We start from the raw sequence: 16,759 nt of genomic DNA, 5'->3' as shown, positions 1-16,759 counted from the left end.
CGCCTGTCCTTCGCCTCGCGTCGTCGTGTCGCGACTTCAGGTTAGGCTAGCATAATGGCCACAGTCGGGCAAAGCTGCGGCAGGGGAATTTTATGGGTTCTATTGGCAAATCAGCGGAACTTGGTCACACTGTTGACGAAAAAACTACAATAATCCCCGAAGTGTCGGGGCGGGCAGCAAGAAAATCGCGGTTTGATCCTGCAGACGGGCCGGATTTTGTGACGAAGGGTAAGGGCATGGCACGAGTGCGCGAGGTCGGAACGCTGTGGATCGGGGGCAGCCTGAGCTGGATGGAGCAGCTTTGCCTGAAATCCTTCGTCGATCAGGGCCAGAAGATCACGCTCTTCTCTTATGACGACATCCCGAATGTGCCCGAAGGCGTGATCCGCCGCGACGGGCGCGAGATCATTGATACCGACAATTTCATCAAATACGAAGGCAAGGACAGCTATGCGCTGTTCGCCGACCTGTTCCGCCTGCATATGATGAAGAAATGTCCGGGCATGATCTGGGTCGATACTGATGTCTATTGCTGGCGTCCGCTCGACTATGACAGCGATTATGTCTTCGGGCTGGAGCTGCGCGAGGTCAGCCAGGGCAGCCCGCGCATCAACAATGCCGTGCTGGGTCTGCCCGCCGACAGCGCGATGCTGGACGAGATGCTGGACTTCACCTCGGATCAGTATGCGATCCCCGAATTCCTGAAACCCCGTGTCAAGGCGGAATACCGGGCGCTGGCCGCCGCAGGCACGCCGCTGCATGTCAGCCAGCAGAAATGGGGGGTCTGGGGCCCAACCATGGTGTCCTATTTCGCCCGCAAGCTGGGGCTGACCGATCTGGCCCAGCCTGTTGACGCCTTCTATCCGGTGACCTTTCCCGAACGGCTGGACGTGATCCGCGCCGCGCGCCGCGTGCATCCGAAGATCACCGAAAATACCACCGGCATGCATCTCTGGGCCTCGAACAAGCGCGAACTTTCGCTGCGCCACAATGGCGTGCCCAGCAAGGGCAGTTTCATTTATGAACTGATGGAAAAGCACGGGCTGCGGGCCGAGGACGCGCCGCTGCGCGCGCGCGGCTGGCGGCTGCTGGATGGCGAACTGGTCGAGAGTGTCGATCTTGAGACGGTGGAGACTTTCACCGATATCGGTGGCCGCTCGCGCCCGCTGGCCTATGAGATCTGGAAGCGCTGGGGCGCTGCCGTGCAGATCGTCGATGTCGATGCGCATGGCCAGTTCCCCGACCAGCCAAGCCGGGCCATCGCGGAATACCGCGACTATCTGATCGGGCTGGGCATGCCGGAAGACCGCGTGACCATCGCCTGCACGCTGGAAGACGTGCAGCCCGCGGATGTCATTGCCCATCTTCCGGGCTTTGAAAAAGACGGCAAGCTGAAGGATTTCCTGCCGGTGTTCGGGCGCGTGCTGAAACCCGGTTCCCGCATGTTCACCGATATTCGCGGCGGCTCCGGCGGCTTTGGCGTGCTGCGCCCCATGGGCACCAACGAGGTGCTGTCAGAGCGTGAAAGCGACGGGGTGAAGGTGGCGCGGGTGCTGTTCCGCGCAGGTGATGCGCTTCAGCTCGCAACCGCTGTCCCGGCGCCCGAACCGGGCTGGTCCGAAATCGCCCGCGATCTGGCGGGCAAGGATGGCTTTTTCCGCGAAAGCGACAGCCACTCTTTCCTCTATATCCCGCGCGGCAGCGATACGCTGGTGGTGACCTTCGACAATCTCGACATCGCGATGGAAAAGCGCGAGGACCGGCGGCCCTGGGGCTTTTCCTTCATCGAGAAACAGGGCTGGTCGATGCTGGGCGTCATGGCGAACGGCTGGACCTGGTATCGTGACCCATGGGTCTGGGATCAGTTCGACGATCTCGCCACCTCGGATTTCTTCGACCGGTTCAGGCGCGTGGTGTTCTATGGCGCCTCGATGGGCGGCTATGCCGCCTGTGCCTTCGTCGCGGCCTGTCCGGGCGCCGATGTGGTGGCGATCAGCCCGCAATCGACGCTGGACCGTTCCATCGTGCCCTGGGAAACCCGCTACAAGGCGGCGTGGGACCGCGATTTCAGCGGCCATTACGGCGATGCGGCAGAGGTATCGAAGGCGGCGGGTAAGGTATTCATCCTCTATGACCCTTACGAGCCGCTGGATTCCGGTCATGTCGACCGCTTTACCCATGACAATGTGCTGAAACTGCGCGCGCCGCTCCTCGGGCACCGGCTGGGGTCCAGCCTGCAACAGATGGGCGTGCTGTCGCCGATCACTCTTGGCGCGCTGAATGGCACGCTGACCGAACTGGAGTTCTACCGGCTGATCCGCGCCCGCAAGGCCTCGACCCGCTATCAGAAAGAGCTGTTCAAGCGGGTGGTCGGCAAGGGGCGCAAGGATCTTGCGCGCAAGCTTGGCCGTTATGTGCTGACGCGGGGTGACAACCGCTATATCCGAAAGGAACTGGCGTTGCTTTAACGCCGCGCCATCCAGCGGGCGATCAGCGGTGCTGCGGTGATCACAAGGAAGATCCGGGTCAGGTGATGGGCCACCACGAAGGCCACATCTGCCCCGGTCATCAGCGCGATCACCGCCATTTCCGCCTGTCCGCCGGGCAGGAAGCTCAGCGCCACTTCCAGCGCCGGACGGCCGGACAGCAGTGCCGCCGCCTCGATGAAGCCCAGTGACAGGATGGCCAGCAACAGCGCATAGCCAAGGCCCGCCGTCACGTCATGACGCAATTCGCGCGGGGTGATGCCCGCGTATTTCGACCCGACCGCGATGCCGATGAAGAACTGCGCGGCCCAGATCATCTCGGCCGGCGGGCGGCCCTGGATGACGCCCGCAAGGCTCAGGCAGGCTGTCAGGATCAGGGGCCCAAGGATCGAGGCACCGAACATCCCGATGCGCTCGGCGATCTTCCAGCCCGCGATGCCGGAAAAGACCATCAGCGCAATCTGCGACAGCGGCACTTCCGACGCGGGCCGCCCCGGTGCCTGCGACAGATCCACATCATACAGCAGCGCCAGCAGGAAGGGTGTGGCGGTCACGATCACCAGAACCCGTGTCGCATGGATCAGCGACATGCTGCGCACATTGCCGCCGGCCTCCTCGCCGAAGATCAGCATATCCTGCAAGCCACCGGGCATGGCGGAATAGAAGGCGGTCGGATGGTCATAGCCCATGACCCGCCGGAAGAACGGATAGCCCACCAGCCCGATCAGCCCGACGAACAGTGGCACCAGCGCCAGCGTCGCCCCCATGCGTGGCAGATCATGCAGCAGGGCGGGCGTCACGGTCGATCCGATGGCAACCCCCAGCCAGGTGCGCAGGGCCGTGCCCAGTACCCCCATCCCCTGCAACGGCGCCCCGGCCAGCGCCGCCAGCAGGCAGCCAAGCATCGGTCCCAGCAGCAATGGCAGCGGCAGGGACAGCAGAACAAAGGCCGCCGCCCCAAGGGCCGCAGCAGCAAGGGTGACAAGTCGGGGACGGGTGATCATCGCGCGCATGATGATCCCCGCTTACGCCCCCTGTCCAAAGGTCGCAAGACCCGCCTTCACCCTTGACCCTCTGCCGCCACGCCGCCAGCATGGCGCAAAAGAGGGGGGAGCCTGTGAGCGGAATTCCGACGTCGATCGACGGGGTGGAGCAGATGCTCGCCGCCCAGGGCTATGTGGCGGCGCGCGCGCTGTCGACGGTGACCTTCCTGTCGCTGAAACTGGGGCGCCCGCTGTTTCTGGAAGGCGAGGCCGGGGTGGGCAAGACCGAAATCGCCAAGGTCATCGCCAGGGCGCTGGACCGTCGGCTGATCCGGCTGCAATGCTACGAGGGGCTGGATGCCGCCTCGGCCGTGGCCGAATGGAACTTCGCCGCCCAGATGGTCGCCATCCGCACCGCAGAGGCGGCGGGGGGCGCCGACCGCGACGCGCTGAAATCCGAACTTTTCACCGAAGACTATCTGATCGAACGGCCGCTGCTGGCGGCCATGCGCCCGCAGCCCGGCGGCGCCCCCGTGCTGCTGATCGACGAGCTTGACCGCACCGACGAACCCTTCGAGGCCTATCTGCTGGAGGCGCTGTCGGATTTTCAGGTCACGATCCCCGAGCTCGGCACCATCCGGGCGCCCGAACCGCCCATCGTCATCCTCACTTCCAACCGCACGCGCGAGGTGCATGACGCGCTGAAACGCCGCTGCCTTTATCATTGGGTCGATTACCCGACGGCGGATCGTGAAATGCAGATCCTCGCCGCGCGCTGCCCCGAGGCGCAGGAAACGCTCAGCCGCGAAATCGTGGCCTTCGTGCAGCGACTGCGCACCGAAGACCTGTTCAAGAAACCCGGCGTTGCCGAAACGATCGACTGGGCGAAATGCCTGCTGGCGCTGGATGTGATCAGCCTGACCCCCGAGGTCATCGCCGACACGCTGGGCGCCATCCTGAAATATCAGGACGACATCCAGAAAATCCAGGGCTCCGAAGCCAAGCGCCTGCTCGATGAAATCCGCAAGGAAACGGTGCCCGCATGACGGCCCGCTCATTTCCCGCTTTCATCTTGGCAAAAATATCCCGGGGGTCCGGGGGCAGCGCCCCCGGCGCATCGCATGGCCAGCTACGCTGAACTCACCCTGCCGGAAGACGGCAAGATCAGCCGCAACATCCTGTGGTTCGCCCGCGCCCTGCGCAAGGCCGGGCTGCCCATCGGCTCGGGCCGGGTGATCGACGCGATCCGCGCGGTCGAGGCCGTGGGTTTCACCGAACGGCGCGATTTCTACTGGACGCTGCATGCCTGTTTCGTCAACCGCCCCGAACATCGTGCGGTCTTCGATCAGGTGTTCCGGCTCTACTGGCGCGACCCGCGTTACATGGAACAGATGATGTCCCTCATGCTGCCCGCCATTCGCGGCGTGCAGGAGGAGAGGCTGGCACAGGCTGCCGAGAAACGTGCGGCCGAGGCGCTGCTGGACGGTGCCAACCGCGATCTGCCCGAGGCGGAAAGCCCTCAGGGCGAGGAACAGGTGGAAATTGACGCCTCCGCCACCATGGCGCGCGAAGAACGGCTGAAGACTCTGGACTTCGAACAGATGTCGGTGGCCGAGATTGCCGAGGCAAAGCGCATGCTTGCCCGCCTCAGCCTGCCGGTGCAGCCCTTGCCCTCGCGTCGTCAGACTGCGGCCCCGCTGGGGCAGGCCATCGACCCGCGCGCCACATTGCGGCTGGCGATGCGCCGGGGCGGCGAGATCACGCGGCTGGCCCGCCGCGACCCGGCGCTGCGCTGGCCCAATCTGGTGGTGCTGTGCGACATTTCCGGCTCCATGTCGCAATATAGCCGGATGGTGCTGCATTTTCTGCATGCGGTGGCCAATCGCAAGGGTCAGGGCTGGGCGCGGGTGCATGGCTTCACCTTCGGCACGCGGCTGACCAATATTACCCGGCATCTGGCGACCCGCGATGTCGATGCGGCGCTGGCTGCGGCAGGGCGCGAGGCGCAGGACTGGTCAGGGGGCACCCGCATCGGTGCCTGTCTCCATACCTTCAACCGCGACTGGTCGCGCCGGGTTCTGGGGCAGGGGGCGGTGGTGCTTCTGATCACCGACGGGCTGGATCGCGACGACAGCGGCCAGCTTGCGCGCGAAACGCAGCGGCTGCATCTGTCCGCGCGGCGGCTGATCTGGCTCAACCCCCTGCTGCGCTGGGAGGGCTTCGCCCCGCGCGCCACCGGCATTCGCGCGATGCTGCCCCATGTCGATGCCTTCCGCGCCGGGCATTCCATTGCCTCGCTGGAGGCGCTGGCCGCCGCCATATCGGACAGGGCCGATACCGGCGAGAAGGCGCGGCTGATGCGCGCGCTGGCGCGCTGAGATGGCGGTGATCGTCCCCGAGCTTTCGGTCACCGACTGGCGTGCTTCCCGCGCCTTCTATACCGGGTTGCTGGGCTTCTCGGTCCTTTACGAGCGGCCTGAAGAGGGTTTTTGCTACCTCGGGCGCGAGGGGGCGGAGCTCATGCTTGACCAGATCGGGCTGGGCCGTGATTTCGACCCCGGTCTTGGTGAAGCCCCGCGCCCGCTGGGCCGTGGCGTCAACCTGCAAGTCGAGGTCAGCGCCATCGCCCCCTTGCTGCATGCGCTGGCAGGGGCGGGCCACCCGCTGATCCTGCCGCCCGAAGACCGCTGGTATCGCCGGGATGACGAGGAACTCGGCAACCGGCAATTCGTTGTGGCCGACCCCGACGGCTATCTGTTGCGGTTTCACGAAGATCTGGGTGTCCGCAAGCGGTGCTGACGGATCAGGGGGCTGTCTGCCCCCTCGCCCCTGCGGGGCTCACCCCCGAGGATATTTTTTACCAAGATGAAGGTGCGGGGTTTCATCTTGGTCCAAATATCCTCCGGGGGTGAATTGCCGAAGGCAAGAGGGGGCGGAAAGCCCCCTGCGCCGATTTATTCGGGACGCCGCGCGGTGAGGGTCGCGGTAACCTCGACGGCGAAGCCGACGGTGGCCTCGTCGCTATAGCTCGCCCCCATGCCAAAGGCGCGGCGGTCGAGCGTGGTGGCGCCGGTCATCGTGGCGGTATTGTCCGCTGTGGTCAGCGTGAAGGGCAGGGTGACCGGCACGGTGGCGCCGCGCAGGGTCAGGGTGCCTTTCGCCTCATAGCCTGTATCGGCGGGCAGAATATCGGCGTCGAAGGTCGCGGTCGGGTGGGTTGCGGTATCGAAGAACTCCGGCCCTTTCGCCTGATCGGTGACCGAACCGAGCGTCAGCTTGGTCAGGTCTATGGCGACTGTGACATGTCCGTTCACGCCATTGACCGGGGTTTCGTCGAAGGTGATCGTGGCATGCCAGTCCGGCAACTGGCCGCTGACCTCTGCTCCCATCTGGCGCACCGTGAAGCCAAGGCTCCCGCTTTGGACCTGCCAGTTCCCTGCGGTTGCAGCGGGGGTGGTAGCGATGGCGGCGCGCGCCGGTTCATCGCCGCCGGTGGCGAAGATCAGGGCAAGCGTGCCGACGGCCGCATAGACCAGCCCGGCGGCGAATGCGGGCGCGCGCGGGGCGCTTCCCTTGCCTGCCGACGTGCCCCGCAACATCCGGGACAGGGTATGGTCGCGGTCGATCAGCGCGTGTTTCAGCGCGCCTGCAACATGCAGCAGCACCGAACCGATCAGCAGCTTGGAGAACAGCCCGTGCAGCGCCCCCGCCGCCTCGGCCACGCCCTGCGATTTCGGCACGAAGGGCAGGCCCTGGCCGAAGGGCCAGAAGATCGGGGCGAAGCCGTCCAGCGCCGCGTGATGCACCCAGCCGCTGAGCGGCATGGCGATCATGGCGACGTAAAGCGACCAGTGGATCAGGGTGGCGATCCATGTTTCCAGCCGCCGCTCGGGGTGCAGCGGTGCCGGATGCGGCTGGGTCAGTGCCCAGAGGATGCGGGCCAGCGCGGTGAAGAACGCAGCCACGCCCAGCGTCTTGTGCAGCGAATAGACCAGCGCCTTGGCTGCGACGGCGGCAGAGGTGTCGGCGGGCATGTCCTCGGCGTAAAGGCCAAGGCCGATGGCGGTCAGGATCAGCGCGGCGGTCAGCCAGTGCAGCAGGCGGGCGGCGCTGCCATAGCTTTGCGGGGTGTTGCGGGTGCTCATGCTCTCTCCGGTCTTTCGGTTTTTTGTGGTCTAGCACGCATGCTGCAGTGCGGAAATGCGAGGGCGGGCACAGGCTCTGTGCATCCGCGAAGGGTTGCGCGGCTGTGCGCAGCAGCGATTGCATGGCCCGCCCGCACGCGGTAAGCCGGTAAAAACGCTTGGAGGAACCATGTCCCGCGCATTCGTATTCCCCGGTCAGGGGGCGCAGACCATCGGAATGGGCCGTGCCTTGGCCGAAGCTTACCCCGCCGCGAAAGCCGTCTTTGACGAGGTGGACGAGGCTTTGGGCGAAAAGCTGTCCACGCTGATCTGGGAAGGCGATATCGCCGAACTGACGCTGACGCAGAACGCCCAGCCCGCGCTAATGGCAACGTCGATCGCCGCCCTGCGCGCGCTGGAAACCGAAGGCATCGGGATCGAGACGGCGGATTTCGTGGCGGGCCACAGCCTTGGCGAATATTCGGCGCTCTGCGCGGCGAAATCGCTGGCGCTGTCGGATACCGCGCGGCTGCTGCGCATCCGGGGGCAGGCGATGCAGGAGGCGGTGCCGGTGGGCGTGGGCGCGATGGCCGCGCTGCTGGGTCTTGATTTCGAGGCGGCGACCGAGGTTGCGGCGGAGGCCGCGCAGGGCGAGATCTGTCAGGCCGCCAATGACAATGATCCGGCGCAGGTGGTGGTTTCGGGCCACAAGGCGGCGGTGGAACGCGCGCTGGAGATCGCCAAGGCCAGGGGTGCCAGGCGGGCGCTGATGCTGCCGGTCAGCGCGCCTTTTCACTGCGCGCTGATGCAGCCCGCTGCACATGTGATGGCCGAGGCGCTGGCAGCCGTAGTGGTAGACAATCCGGTGGTGCCGGTGGTGGTGAACGTCCGCGCCGAGGCGGTAATGGAGGCCGACCGCATCCGCGACCTGCTGGTGGCGCAGGTGACGGGCTCTGTCCGCTGGCGCGAAAGCGTGCTGTGGATGGAAGCTGCGGGGGTGACCGAATACTGGGAAATCGGCGCGGGCAAGGCGCTGTCGGGCATGATCAAGCGCATCGTCAAGGGCGCGGAAACCCGTGCCGTGGGTGCGCCCGAGGATGTGCTGGCGGCGAAGGGCTGAGCCGGGACCAAAATTCTTGAACAAGAATTTTGGGCGCTGACCGGCGCGGTTTTCGTGGGGCGGGGGCTGTGGACGGGGGCTGTCTGCCCCCGCGGCCTTCGGCCTTCCCCCGAAGATATTTGGCCCAGGGTAAAAGCCGGGCCGGGAAAAGGATGGAAACAATGTTCGATCTGGGTGGCAAGAATGCGCTGGTGACCGGGGCTTCCGGGGGCATCGGCGGCGAGATTGCCCGCGCACTGCATGCGGCGGGGGCGACTGTCACGCTGTCGGGGACGCGCCTCGCGCCGCTGGAGGCGCTGGCGGCGGAACTGGGGGAGCGGGTCTTTGTCGAGACCTGTGATCTTTCGGATGCGGCCAGTGTCGAGGCGCTGCCGAAGGCCGCTGCCGCGAAGATGGGCTCTGTCGATGTGCTGGTGAACAATGCCGGGATTACCCGTGACAATCTGTTCATGCGGATGTCGGATGACGAATGGCAGTCGGTGCTGGATGTGAACCTGACCTCGACCTTCCGGCTGTGCCGGGGTGTACTGCGCGGCATGATGAAGGCGCGCTGGGGGCGGATCGTGAATATCAGTTCGGTCGTTGGCGCCACCGGCAATCCGGGGCAGGGCAATTATGCCGCTTCCAAGGCCGGGATGGTCGGCATGTCCAAATCGCTGGCGGCCGAAGTGGCGAGCCGGGGAATCACCGTCAATTGTGTGGCGCCGGGTTTCATCACCACCGCGATGACCGAAAAGCTGAATGATGAGCAGAAGGCGCGCATCCTGACGCAGGTTCCCGCCGGGCGCATGGGCGAAGCGGGCGAGATTGCCGCTGCCGTGCTTTATCTGGCGAGCCCGGAAGCGGGTTACGTCACCGGAACCACCTTGCATGTCAACGGCGGCATGGCGATGATCTGACGCGGGGCGCGGCGGCACGGGCGCGCGGGAAAGCGTTTGCCAAGTGCCGGTGCGCTTGCTATAGCCGCGAACGGAACCACCAGCGCCGGAAGGCTCTGGTGCCCTGCCTGACGCGGGGAAAACAGCCAAGGGCCTGGCCCGCGGCAGGGACACCAGACCGGGGGCCACCCCGCAACGATGAGGAAGTGACATGAGCGATATCGCCGATCGCGTGAAGAAGATCGTCGTCGAGCATCTCGGCGTCGAAGAGGACAAGGTGACCGAGAACGCCTCGTTCATCGACGATCTGGGCGCGGACAGCCTCGACACCGTCGAGCTGGTCATGGCCTTCGAAGAGGCCTTCGGCATCGAGATTCCGGATGACGCCGCCGAAACGATTCAGACTTTCGGCGATGCCGTGAAGTTCATCTCTGGCGCTGTCTGAGGCAGGCGTTGCCAGAGGCCATGGCCTCGGTTTTTCGAAAGGGCTCCCTTCGGGGGCCCTTTTGCATTTGGTCGGGCGGTGTAGCGAAAGGGTTGCCTCTGGCTCGCCGTGTTCGCCGTCGCACAAGATCAGCAACCCGGCTGCCGGCACAGGTTCCGGCAGGATCTTGCCGCGCAAGGCGGCAGCGGGCAGCAGCGAAGTTCGTGAGGAGATGCACAGGATCGCCGAGAAGCGCCGTCGCTTCAGCTACCGGCGCGTGGGTTGCACGCTGGGGCGCTAGGGCATGATCATGAACGAAAAGAAGCTCCACCGCATCTATCGGGAAGAGGGCCTGTCTGTGCGCCGCCGTCGTGGTCGCAAGCGGGCGCGAGGCAGCCGAACGCCAATGCCGGTCCTGCTGCGGCCAGACCCGCGCTGGTCGTGGCGCTGTTGTCACCGTCGAGGATCGAAGCACTCGCAGATCGTGTTCGCGGTTCGATGCCAATCGAACGAGAAGGAAGCCTGCATCAGCTCGTGAACACGCCGGCTGCTCGCACAGTGCTCGATCTCTTGATCACCGCCTGGAAGCAGACGGAAATATCAGGCGATGTGCTGGCCGGGATCTTGGTCGGTGCAGCCTTCGCCCACCAACAAGCGCAGCGCGAAAACCGTGTCGAGCTCGTTTGGACGGGCCCGACGACACCATTCGTCGCCACTCGCCGCACGGAGCAGGTACTCTTGGATCTCATCGGTCACGCGCAAAGCGACCTCTTTCTCGTCAGCTTCGTTGCATACGACGTCTCCTCGGTGGTCGATGCATTGAATGCTGCATGCAGTCGCGGCATCGACATCCGAATTCTGTTGGAAACCTCTACGAGCCACGGCGGGAGTCTGTCCGTCGATCCTATTGCTATGATGCGGCGCTGTGTTCCCTCGGCAGCGCTGTATGTCTGGACCGACCGGCCGGCACCCTTCGCCGAAGGACGGGTTCACGCGAAAGTGGCCGTTGCCGACGGCAGTTCGGCCTTTTTGATCAGCGCCAAACCTCGTCCACCACGCGCACCCAGACGGATGATCCGTTCGGCGGTGCGGCGATGAACAAGGTCAGCACGCCGCCCGTCGCTATGGCGAAACTCATCCCCATGTCGGTCAGGGGCGGCGTCCCGGTGCCGTCGTTTGCGACCAGTTGCCAACGGGTGTATGTCCCGCGCTGGAAGCCGATGCCAATGCAGTTAATGGCTGCGGCGAGCGTCAGGGTGGTGGCCAGCGCGGCCGTCGATCCGTACAGGCCGAAGAAGCCCATTACGGTTGCCTGTAATGTCGTCATCGAAATCCGCGTGACGAAGGTCCAGCCGCCGAGGCCCACCGCATTGCCGCGCCAGCAGGCCCAGCCTGCGGAGCGCTGGTCGGCCACCGAGTCCACCACTGCGGCCGACGTCAGACGCCAGCGCCGCATTGAGGCCGCCAGATTCGTAGCGGCGAGCGTCGTGTGTGAGACTGTGCCGACCGAGGTGATCGGCATGCCTTCGGTGGTGATGCCGGTGGTTTCCGGACTCCGGATGCTGGGCCGGACTCCAAGCGGGGTCTAGCGGCTACCGCGGTGTCCGGTCGGAAGGCCCGCGTTCATTGGTGTTTGTACGGGGCTCGGGTGTATGCCCGGATCATGCGCGACTTGGTTCCTTCGATCGGGCTCGAGCCCAGTGCCCATGGTACGCATTCGATGCGGCGAACGAAGGTTGCGCAGATCTACAAGAAGACCGGAAATCTGCGCGCCGTGCAGCTGCTCTTGGGCCACACAAAGATGGACAGCACGGTACGGTATCTGGGTGTCGATCTGGAGGATGCGCTGACGCTATCGGAGGGGATTGATCTTTGACCTTTGCCTGGCCGGCGTCTGCCGGCCAGGCATGTCGCGCAGGGCGACATTGCACTTGACTTTCGCCGAAATGTCGCCTAAAGCTACATCATGAAGCAGATCAGCTACACCAAAGCCGCGATCAAGGCCTTGCGGCGGATGCCCTCGAATACCGCTGCGCTGATCCGCGCCAAGATCGAAGCCTATGCGCAGGACCCAAGCGCGCAGGCCAATAACGTGAAGCCCTTGAAAGGCCGTGAGGGTATCCGGCTGAGGGTAGGGGATTGGCGGGTGATCATGGATGATCAGGGCAATGTTCTGGCCGTTCTCGATATCGGGCCGCGGGGCGGCGTCTACGACTGAAAGGGTTTGACATGAACGAGATGGTGACGATCCCGCGCGAAGAATATGACCGCCTGCGGGCCGCTGCGGAGGATCTGGCCGACCTGCAAAGCTATGACCGCGCCAGGGCGCGTCTCGCGGCGGGAGAGGACGAATTGATTCCGGCAGAGTATGCGAACCGCCTTCTGAATGGCGAAAGCGCCCTGCGCGTCTACCGTGATCTGCGCGGCCTGACCCAAGCGGCGCTGGCCGAAAAATCGGGCGTGAAGCGGGTCACCGTGGCCGAGATCGAGACCGGCCGAAAGCAGGGCTCGGTCGCAACATTGCGCGCCTTGGCCGATGCGCTTGGCGTGAGTCTGGATGATCTGACAGAGTAACGTCGGCCATAGCTGCCACTCTGCTGACCGAGATGTTGCAATGCGCCACTCACCAAAGCCGCCTTTCGAGATGTGCTGCAGCAAAACATGAGACCGACATTGTTTTGATTTGAACAAACTCGACATTCGGGGTGAGCTGATCTGCTTTCAAATACGGAACTGCAACGAGGTATGCGTGGCACGTGCGGTGCATCAGGCCATCTGCTGATCGTCCACTGGAGCCCTTGACGAAGATGCCATTTCGTCGAGAAGGCACTGATATTCTTGGCTCAACTCAGACATCTTCCCTGTTGGTCCCAGCGAAGATGAACAATGCCGATTCTGAGGTCTGGCTGGCGGATGTGTTGACATGCGCGCGAATGCAGTCTCCTGACGCGCTAACAGACTCTGACCTTGGAATAGACAGCCACCAAGGTGCTGCAAAGCCGCAAGACGGGACCCTGCTTGATGGCTCCATTGATCGGCATGTGCCAGTCCGGACACCGCAATGGCAGCGCTGGATCAGTGGGCCTGCGGCATACCTTCCCCCGATTGCAAAAGGCCAGCCATCGCCAGTCTCGGCGCGTCGAGATAGAACATCACCTTGACGTGAAACGTCCCCGGCACGACGCGCGCCTGTCGTCGGCATGCCGGGAGCGCCCAGTCCTTAACACTCAGAAAAGGCCGCTGACTTCGGCGGTCTGCTTGCGCTTGTCATAGGCGCAGACCACGACGCGGTCGGCCGTTGCGCCCTGTTCTGGCCCGACCATGACGGCAAATGCGTAGGATTCCGAACCGTAGGGATCAACGTTGATGGTGTTCACCGTGATCATCCCGCCAACGGCGTTCAGGCACCTGCGCCGCCCGCTGGACGAAAGCCCGATGCGCAAAATCTGCCCGCACTGTGGATCTGCTTTCCGGGCGCTACGGGCAACACAGGTGCATTGTTGTCGGGACTGCAAGAACGCGGCCGCCCGCGAGGCTGCAATGAAGCCCTGCGAGTGCTGTGGCACCGTGTTCCGGCACCGAAGCCACCGCGACAAGTATTGCAGTCTCTCTTGCGCTGGTCGCGCGGCCTATGCGGCTGGCAAGCTACCTGTCGGACGATATCGCAGACCCCGGCGCCTGACTGCACGCCGGTTCGATGCGCTGTGGAGGTGAAACTATGCCGCGCTTGGAGGGCCAGAGGTCAAGAAGTGGCATTCATCAATATGGGTCTTATTGACCACGATCTTGATCTTCTGCCCGCCATAGATCAGCGTCGCGCCGCTATCATTCATGCCGATGCTGAACGCCTGATCACTTTCAAGCCGCCCATCTCCACTGACAAATCCACCTGAACTATGAAAGCTGAGGTGGACATCAACTTCGTAGCTTTCACCGTTTGAGAATGACACGGTGCCTCTGCCGGAATAGTTATTCGGCTTCATCTATTCTCCCTTTTCCTTCCGCATAGCCACGCCCGGCCCGTTGCCGTTCTCGGGCAGGAACACCACCCCGGCAGCTTCCAGCGCCGTGCGGATGGCCGCGACAGTTGCTTCCTTCAGATCCTCGCCGCGTTCCAGCCGGGCCACTGTGTCGGGCGATACTCCAGCGGCTTTTGCCAGATCGCGGACGCCCAGACCTGTGGCGGCACGGGCCATTCGGCATTGTGTGGAGTTCATTCGTAACCCTGTTATGATTTCTGTTGACGCATCGGGTGGCGTTGCCATATCGTAACCTTGTTCCGATTTTAGATCAATGGAGAACGCAATGACCACCATCAACCCCGCTTCGGGGAACGATACCGGCGTGCCTGGCGGTGCGCTTGAACGCCTCGCGCTGTTCTCGGAATGGACCCGCACCACGCCGCCCGAGCGCATCACCGAGGGCAAGGGCGAGGATGTGACCTTTTCCCGCGACCTGCTGACCTATGCCCGCCGCTACGGTCTGAACCTTGACTGGTTCTGGCTTGGCAGTGAGCGCGGCCTTGTCATGTCCTACCACCACGCGGCCCTGAAAGGGGGTGTGCAATGAACGTCTTTCAGGAAACCAGTGCGCGCCGCGCCATTGCCCAGCAGTTTGCCAAGCAGGCGGCACAGATCCAGCACCGCGCCGTCATGCTGAACGGCATGATCGAAGCCGCCGACGTGCTGTTTGACGATTTGGAGCGCCCGCCGTCGCGCACCTCTAACAGCCTGACCTGCCTTCTGGCTTACCTGTGCGACGAAAGCCACAGCCTCGCCGCTGCCATCGAGGCGCTGGAGGATGCTTTGAACGGGAAGGGAGATGCAGCATGATTACGCCGCGCACACGCGAAGAAATCTGGGCCGAACGCATCAGCCTTGAACACAAGCTGTCACAGGCCGAAGGTCTGGTTCTGGCGCTGCAAACCGTTCTCTTTGACTTCGCTGGCGAACGTCTCGACAACACGGCGGCAAGTCAGAAGAGGCAGGCCATCATTGCAATAGGCGATGCGCTTGAAGCCCTGCTGGTGCAGGACTGGCCCGACCCCAGAGCGGCATCGGCGCAGGGCTGACCCTGCCGCTTGATTCCGCTATCTTCCGTTTCAATCCGGCCCCAAATGGGGGAAGGAATGGTGGAAAAAGACAGCGTGATGTGCCGAATTTCTCTTTTATTTCATGCGCTTAGTGGGTGAAAATTGGCGGAACAGGTGGGATTCGAACCCACGGGGCCATCTCTGGCCCGACCGATTTCAAGTCGGTTGCCTTAGACCACTCGGCCACTGTTCCGGGTGTTTTCCTAGCGGGTTGTGGTGGGTTTGCCAAGGGTGATTGGCGGGGTGTTGCAGGTGTAGCGCGACAAAAATAAGTGGCCAAAACGACAAAATTAAGGGGCCAGCAGCTGAAGGTAGAGCTATGCTCCAAGTGCATATCTCGACACTCAATTCGCCCCCTTTCTCAGGTTATGCGCGGCGTTGAAGATGGCCTATCGACGGTCTCTCGATATGCTGCCCGGACTCTGCAGCTGCAGTGTGGATTTCTGCCATTCGATGAAGGTGAACCAATTGTAACCTCTCAAGTCCGCGCTTTACATAAAATCTGCCGGGGTCGTTGCGGGAAGTCACTCAAACCGCTGTTCCCATTCCTCGTCTTCTTGTCTCTCACGCGCCCGTTCACTTTCGATTTCCTTTGTCAGTCGATCTGATACTGTCCGAGCAGCTCGGGCTATCTCTTCCCGCTTGTGCTGGGTCAGTTCTGCGATGGCATCTGCTCTCGGCTGCATGACATCTGCACGACTCCCGGACCACGAAGACGGGCTAACACGATCCGCATAGGCGTGAAGGACGACCTCAGGCTCAGGCGCTGCTTCAAGAAACTCAACAGCGACCGTACTCATGGATGTGCCGCCCCTGTTCCCATCAAATTTCTCCCAAAGTTCGATGCCAGAAGAAACCAGTCCCCAGATAGCAGGAGGATCTCGCTGCTGGCACCACGCAATTAGGTTGGCCACACTGATCTTAGCGAGTGGGCTGCGCCGTATTCCTCCTTTTTTAATAAAATAGATGCGTCGGTGATGCTGATCATCCGTCCCCTGAAAGACACGATTTAAGAAGGCTTCCGGCATAAGCCCCGCTGTCGTCTCAATGGCTTCCTCGAATGAATGAATGAAGCCGTATTTCTCGTCTATGTGAGAGAAAATAGCATCCACCCACTCAGTCTTTTCAGCGTCATTGCCATCGAAACTAAGTGCGGACTTTATTACACATTCCATACTGTAGTCTTTGCTGCCCCCGGGATCTTCGTGATCCCCCAACAGTAATTTAGCCGCCGCTTTCAAACCAAGTTTTCTTAATTCTGGTCCCAAAGCATCTTCCAAGGGATCTTTCCCGTGCAATTTCATACTCAAGGCTTCGAGCAGCGTGTCGCTGCCGTTTGCCTTGGTTAGTAGTTTTCTCGCAAGCTCCAACAATCGTTCGGACGGTAGGTGTGCATAGTTGTCCTGCCAGAGGATAGGTCCGAACATCCGAGGTTGTGTGCCTTCTTCGTCAAGCAGCGCCGCACATCTATTTAGATCGGCCTCCGTGAAGTCATCACGTGGATGCAGGCCCACCAGAACATTCTGCAGCTTCGAATGTTCCGCACATTCATCTAGTCCCACATTTCCCAAGTAAGGCGCTGATTTCGCTGTCCTGACCATTATATTTCCTATATAAAACATGGTGTTGAAGGCTGCGAGGGGCGCGTTTCA

General features: G+C 62.8%; 19 protein-coding genes, 1 tRNA gene and 3 pseudogenes. 15 read left to right on the top strand and 8 right to left on the bottom strand.

All coding sequences use genetic code 11. The features are described 5' to 3' along the window. The first annotated feature begins 236 nt into the window (after positions 1-236). Entirely contained in the window at positions 237-2,468 is a 2,232-nt protein-coding gene (locus C8N34_RS20165; protein ID WP_108130269.1) for a glycosyltransferase family 32 protein, read from the top strand. Here the strand turns inward: C8N34_RS20165 and C8N34_RS20160 are convergent. Next, complete coding sequence (locus C8N34_RS20160; RefSeq protein ID WP_054303216.1) at positions 2,465-3,499, bottom strand: AbrB family transcriptional regulator; 1,035 nt, start codon at positions 3,497-3,499, stop codon at positions 2,465-2,467. The genes C8N34_RS20165 and C8N34_RS20160 overlap by 4 nt on opposite strands. A 143-nt stretch (positions 3,500-3,642) precedes the next feature. Between C8N34_RS20160 and C8N34_RS20155 the strand changes: the two genes are divergently transcribed. From C8N34_RS20155 to C8N34_RS20145, 3 genes are all read left to right on the top strand, one after another. Then, positions 3,643-4,515, top strand: a complete 873-nt coding sequence (locus C8N34_RS20155) for an AAA family ATPase (protein ID WP_235451287.1) — start codon at positions 3,643-3,645, stop codon at positions 4,513-4,515. Positions 4,516-4,590: 75 nt separating this feature from the next. Further along, positions 4,591-5,847, top strand: coding sequence for a vWA domain-containing protein (locus C8N34_RS20150; protein ID WP_108130268.1), 1,257 nt, complete (start codon positions 4,591-4,593; stop codon positions 5,845-5,847). 1 nt (position 5,848) lies between these two features. Next, positions 5,849-6,268, top strand: a complete 420-nt coding sequence (locus C8N34_RS20145) for a bleomycin resistance protein (RefSeq protein ID WP_108130267.1) — start codon at positions 5,849-5,851, stop codon at positions 6,266-6,268. Between the two features lie 155 nt (positions 6,269-6,423). Here the strand turns inward: C8N34_RS20145 and C8N34_RS20140 are convergent, their stop codons facing one another. Further along, positions 6,424-7,614 (bottom strand): cytochrome b/b6 domain-containing protein, encoded by a 1,191-nt coding sequence (locus C8N34_RS20140; protein WP_108130266.1) that lies wholly within the window; start codon positions 7,612-7,614, stop codon positions 6,424-6,426. Positions 7,615-7,783: 169 nt separating this feature from the next. On the opposite strand from C8N34_RS20140, the gene fabD reads away from it, so the two are divergent. The 5 genes and pseudogenes from fabD (at position 7,784) to drmC (ending at position 11,113) form a co-directional block, all read left to right on the top strand. Then, complete coding sequence (gene fabD / locus C8N34_RS20135) at positions 7,784-8,713, top strand: ACP S-malonyltransferase (protein WP_108130265.1); 930 nt, start codon at positions 7,784-7,786, stop codon at positions 8,711-8,713. 161 nt (positions 8,714-8,874) lie between these two features. Next, complete coding sequence (gene fabG, locus C8N34_RS20130; RefSeq protein ID WP_054303211.1) at positions 8,875-9,612, top strand: 3-oxoacyl-ACP reductase FabG; 738 nt, start codon at positions 8,875-8,877, stop codon at positions 9,610-9,612. Positions 9,613-9,802: 190 nt separating this feature from the next. Further along, entirely contained in the window at positions 9,803-10,036 is a 234-nt protein-coding gene (locus C8N34_RS20125) for an acyl carrier protein (RefSeq protein WP_054303210.1), read from the top strand. 196 nt (positions 10,037-10,232) lie between these two features. Next, a pseudogene (locus tag C8N34_RS20115) lies at positions 10,233-10,457 on the top strand (IS3 family transposase); the annotation flags it as partial. Positions 10,458-10,513: 56 nt separating this feature from the next. Continuing rightward, the gene (gene drmC / locus C8N34_RS20110; protein WP_108130264.1) at positions 10,514-11,113 is read left to right on the top strand and encodes a DISARM system phospholipase D-like protein DrmC; all 600 of its coding nucleotides are present in this window, start codon (positions 10,514-10,516) and stop codon (positions 11,111-11,113) included. Here the strand turns inward: drmC and C8N34_RS26960 are convergent. Next, positions 11,058-11,561 (bottom strand): annotated as a pseudogene (locus tag C8N34_RS26960) (DUF2793 domain-containing protein); the annotation flags it as partial. The gene drmC and the pseudogene C8N34_RS26960 overlap by 56 nt on opposite strands. Positions 11,562-11,660: 99 nt before the next feature. Between C8N34_RS26960 and C8N34_RS20100 the strand changes: the two are divergent. The 3 genes and pseudogenes from C8N34_RS20100 to C8N34_RS20090 form a co-directional block, all read left to right on the top strand. Further along, positions 11,661-11,891, top strand: a pseudogene (locus C8N34_RS20100) (tyrosine-type recombinase/integrase); the annotation flags it as partial. 90 nt (positions 11,892-11,981) lie between these two features. After that, complete coding sequence (locus C8N34_RS20095; RefSeq protein ID WP_108130263.1) at positions 11,982-12,233, top strand: type II toxin-antitoxin system RelE family toxin; 252 nt, start codon at positions 11,982-11,984, stop codon at positions 12,231-12,233. A gap of 11 nt (positions 12,234-12,244) precedes the next feature. Continuing rightward, positions 12,245-12,589 (top strand): helix-turn-helix transcriptional regulator, encoded by a 345-nt coding sequence (locus C8N34_RS20090; protein WP_054303207.1) that lies wholly within the window; start codon positions 12,245-12,247, stop codon positions 12,587-12,589. Positions 12,590-13,242: 653 nt separating this feature from the next. Here C8N34_RS20090 and C8N34_RS26460 read toward each other — a convergent pair. The 3 genes from C8N34_RS26460 to C8N34_RS20080 form a co-directional block, all read right to left on the bottom strand. Then, entirely contained in the window at positions 13,243-13,392 is a 150-nt protein-coding gene (locus C8N34_RS26460) for a hypothetical protein (protein ID WP_158640748.1), read from the bottom strand. A 339-nt stretch (positions 13,393-13,731) separates the two neighbouring features. After that, complete coding sequence (locus C8N34_RS20085) at positions 13,732-13,998, bottom strand: hypothetical protein (protein ID WP_108130262.1); 267 nt, start codon at positions 13,996-13,998, stop codon at positions 13,732-13,734. Beyond that, positions 13,999-14,232: a helix-turn-helix domain-containing protein gene (locus C8N34_RS20080; protein WP_199750717.1), complete on the bottom strand. Its 234-nt coding sequence runs from the start codon at positions 14,230-14,232 to the stop codon at positions 13,999-14,001. It abuts the gene before it with no gap. A gap of 88 nt (positions 14,233-14,320) precedes the next feature. On the opposite strand from C8N34_RS20080, the gene C8N34_RS20075 reads away from it, so the two are divergent. Genes C8N34_RS20075 through C8N34_RS20065 form a run of 3 tightly spaced genes read left to right on the top strand, consistent with a single transcriptional unit; the run spans position 14,321 to position 15,086 of the window. Further along, positions 14,321-14,584, top strand: a complete 264-nt coding sequence (locus C8N34_RS20075) for a hypothetical protein (protein WP_108130260.1) — start codon at positions 14,321-14,323, stop codon at positions 14,582-14,584. Further along, a complete protein-coding gene (locus tag C8N34_RS20070; protein ID WP_108130259.1) occupies positions 14,581-14,847 on the top strand; it encodes a hypothetical protein in 267 nt (88 codons plus the stop codon). The genes C8N34_RS20075 and C8N34_RS20070 overlap by 4 nt, the downstream gene beginning before the upstream one ends. After that, positions 14,844-15,086, top strand: a complete 243-nt coding sequence (locus C8N34_RS20065) for a hypothetical protein (RefSeq protein WP_108130258.1) — start codon at positions 14,844-14,846, stop codon at positions 15,084-15,086. Before C8N34_RS20070 ends, C8N34_RS20065 begins: the two co-directional genes overlap by 4 nt. A gap of 124 nt (positions 15,087-15,210) precedes the next feature. Here the strand turns inward: C8N34_RS20065 and C8N34_RS20060 are convergent. Together C8N34_RS20060 and C8N34_RS20055 are read right to left on the bottom strand one after the other, a co-directional pair. Next, positions 15,211-15,300, bottom strand: a tRNA-Ser gene (locus C8N34_RS20060). Positions 15,301-15,631: 331 nt separating this feature from the next. Next, positions 15,632-16,708, bottom strand: coding sequence for a hypothetical protein (locus tag C8N34_RS20055; protein WP_145693655.1), 1,077 nt, complete (start codon positions 16,706-16,708; stop codon positions 15,632-15,634). Positions 16,709-16,759 lie beyond the last annotated feature (51 nt).

The organism is Gemmobacter caeni (genome assembly GCF_003054195.1).
Classification (GTDB): Bacteria; Pseudomonadota; Alphaproteobacteria; order Rhodobacterales; family Rhodobacteraceae; genus Gemmobacter; species Gemmobacter caeni.
This window is presented reverse-complemented; position numbering and strand designations above follow the sequence as displayed.

Excerpts from the sequence above, each read along its gene's own strand:
- C8N34_RS20165 (WP_108130269.1), top strand. The coding sequence starts at position 237 with ATGGCACGAGTGCGCGAGGTCGGAACGCTGTGGATCGGGGGCAGCCTG.
- C8N34_RS20160 (WP_054303216.1), bottom strand. The coding sequence starts at position 3,499 with ATGCGCGCGATGATCACCCGTCCCCGACTTGTCACCCTTGCTGCTGCG.
- C8N34_RS20155 (WP_235451287.1), top strand. The coding sequence starts at position 3,643 with ATGCTCGCCGCCCAGGGCTATGTGGCGGCGCGCGCGCTGTCGACGGTG.
- C8N34_RS20150 (WP_108130268.1), top strand. The coding sequence starts at position 4,591 with ATGGCCAGCTACGCTGAACTCACCCTGCCGGAAGACGGCAAGATCAGC.
- C8N34_RS20145 (WP_108130267.1), top strand. The coding sequence starts at position 5,849 with ATGGCGGTGATCGTCCCCGAGCTTTCGGTCACCGACTGGCGTGCTTCC.
- C8N34_RS20140 (WP_108130266.1), bottom strand. The coding sequence starts at position 7,614 with ATGAGCACCCGCAACACCCCGCAAAGCTATGGCAGCGCCGCCCGCCTG.
- fabD (WP_108130265.1), top strand. The coding sequence starts at position 7,784 with ATGTCCCGCGCATTCGTATTCCCCGGTCAGGGGGCGCAGACCATCGGA.
- fabG (WP_054303211.1), top strand. The coding sequence starts at position 8,875 with ATGTTCGATCTGGGTGGCAAGAATGCGCTGGTGACCGGGGCTTCCGGG.
- C8N34_RS20125 (WP_054303210.1), top strand. The coding sequence starts at position 9,803 with ATGAGCGATATCGCCGATCGCGTGAAGAAGATCGTCGTCGAGCATCTC.
- drmC (WP_108130264.1), top strand. The coding sequence starts at position 10,514 with ATGCCAATCGAACGAGAAGGAAGCCTGCATCAGCTCGTGAACACGCCG.
- C8N34_RS20095 (WP_108130263.1), top strand. The coding sequence starts at position 11,982 with ATGAAGCAGATCAGCTACACCAAAGCCGCGATCAAGGCCTTGCGGCGG.
- C8N34_RS20090 (WP_054303207.1), top strand. The coding sequence starts at position 12,245 with ATGAACGAGATGGTGACGATCCCGCGCGAAGAATATGACCGCCTGCGG.
- C8N34_RS20085 (WP_108130262.1), bottom strand. The coding sequence starts at position 13,998 with ATGAAGCCGAATAACTATTCCGGCAGAGGCACCGTGTCATTCTCAAAC.
- C8N34_RS20080 (WP_199750717.1), bottom strand. The coding sequence starts at position 14,232 with ATGAACTCCACACAATGCCGAATGGCCCGTGCCGCCACAGGTCTGGGC.
- C8N34_RS20075 (WP_108130260.1), top strand. The coding sequence starts at position 14,321 with ATGACCACCATCAACCCCGCTTCGGGGAACGATACCGGCGTGCCTGGC.
- C8N34_RS20070 (WP_108130259.1), top strand. The coding sequence starts at position 14,581 with ATGAACGTCTTTCAGGAAACCAGTGCGCGCCGCGCCATTGCCCAGCAG.
- C8N34_RS20065 (WP_108130258.1), top strand. The coding sequence starts at position 14,844 with ATGATTACGCCGCGCACACGCGAAGAAATCTGGGCCGAACGCATCAGC.
- C8N34_RS20055 (WP_145693655.1), bottom strand. The coding sequence starts at position 16,708 with ATGGTCAGGACAGCGAAATCAGCGCCTTACTTGGGAAATGTGGGACTA.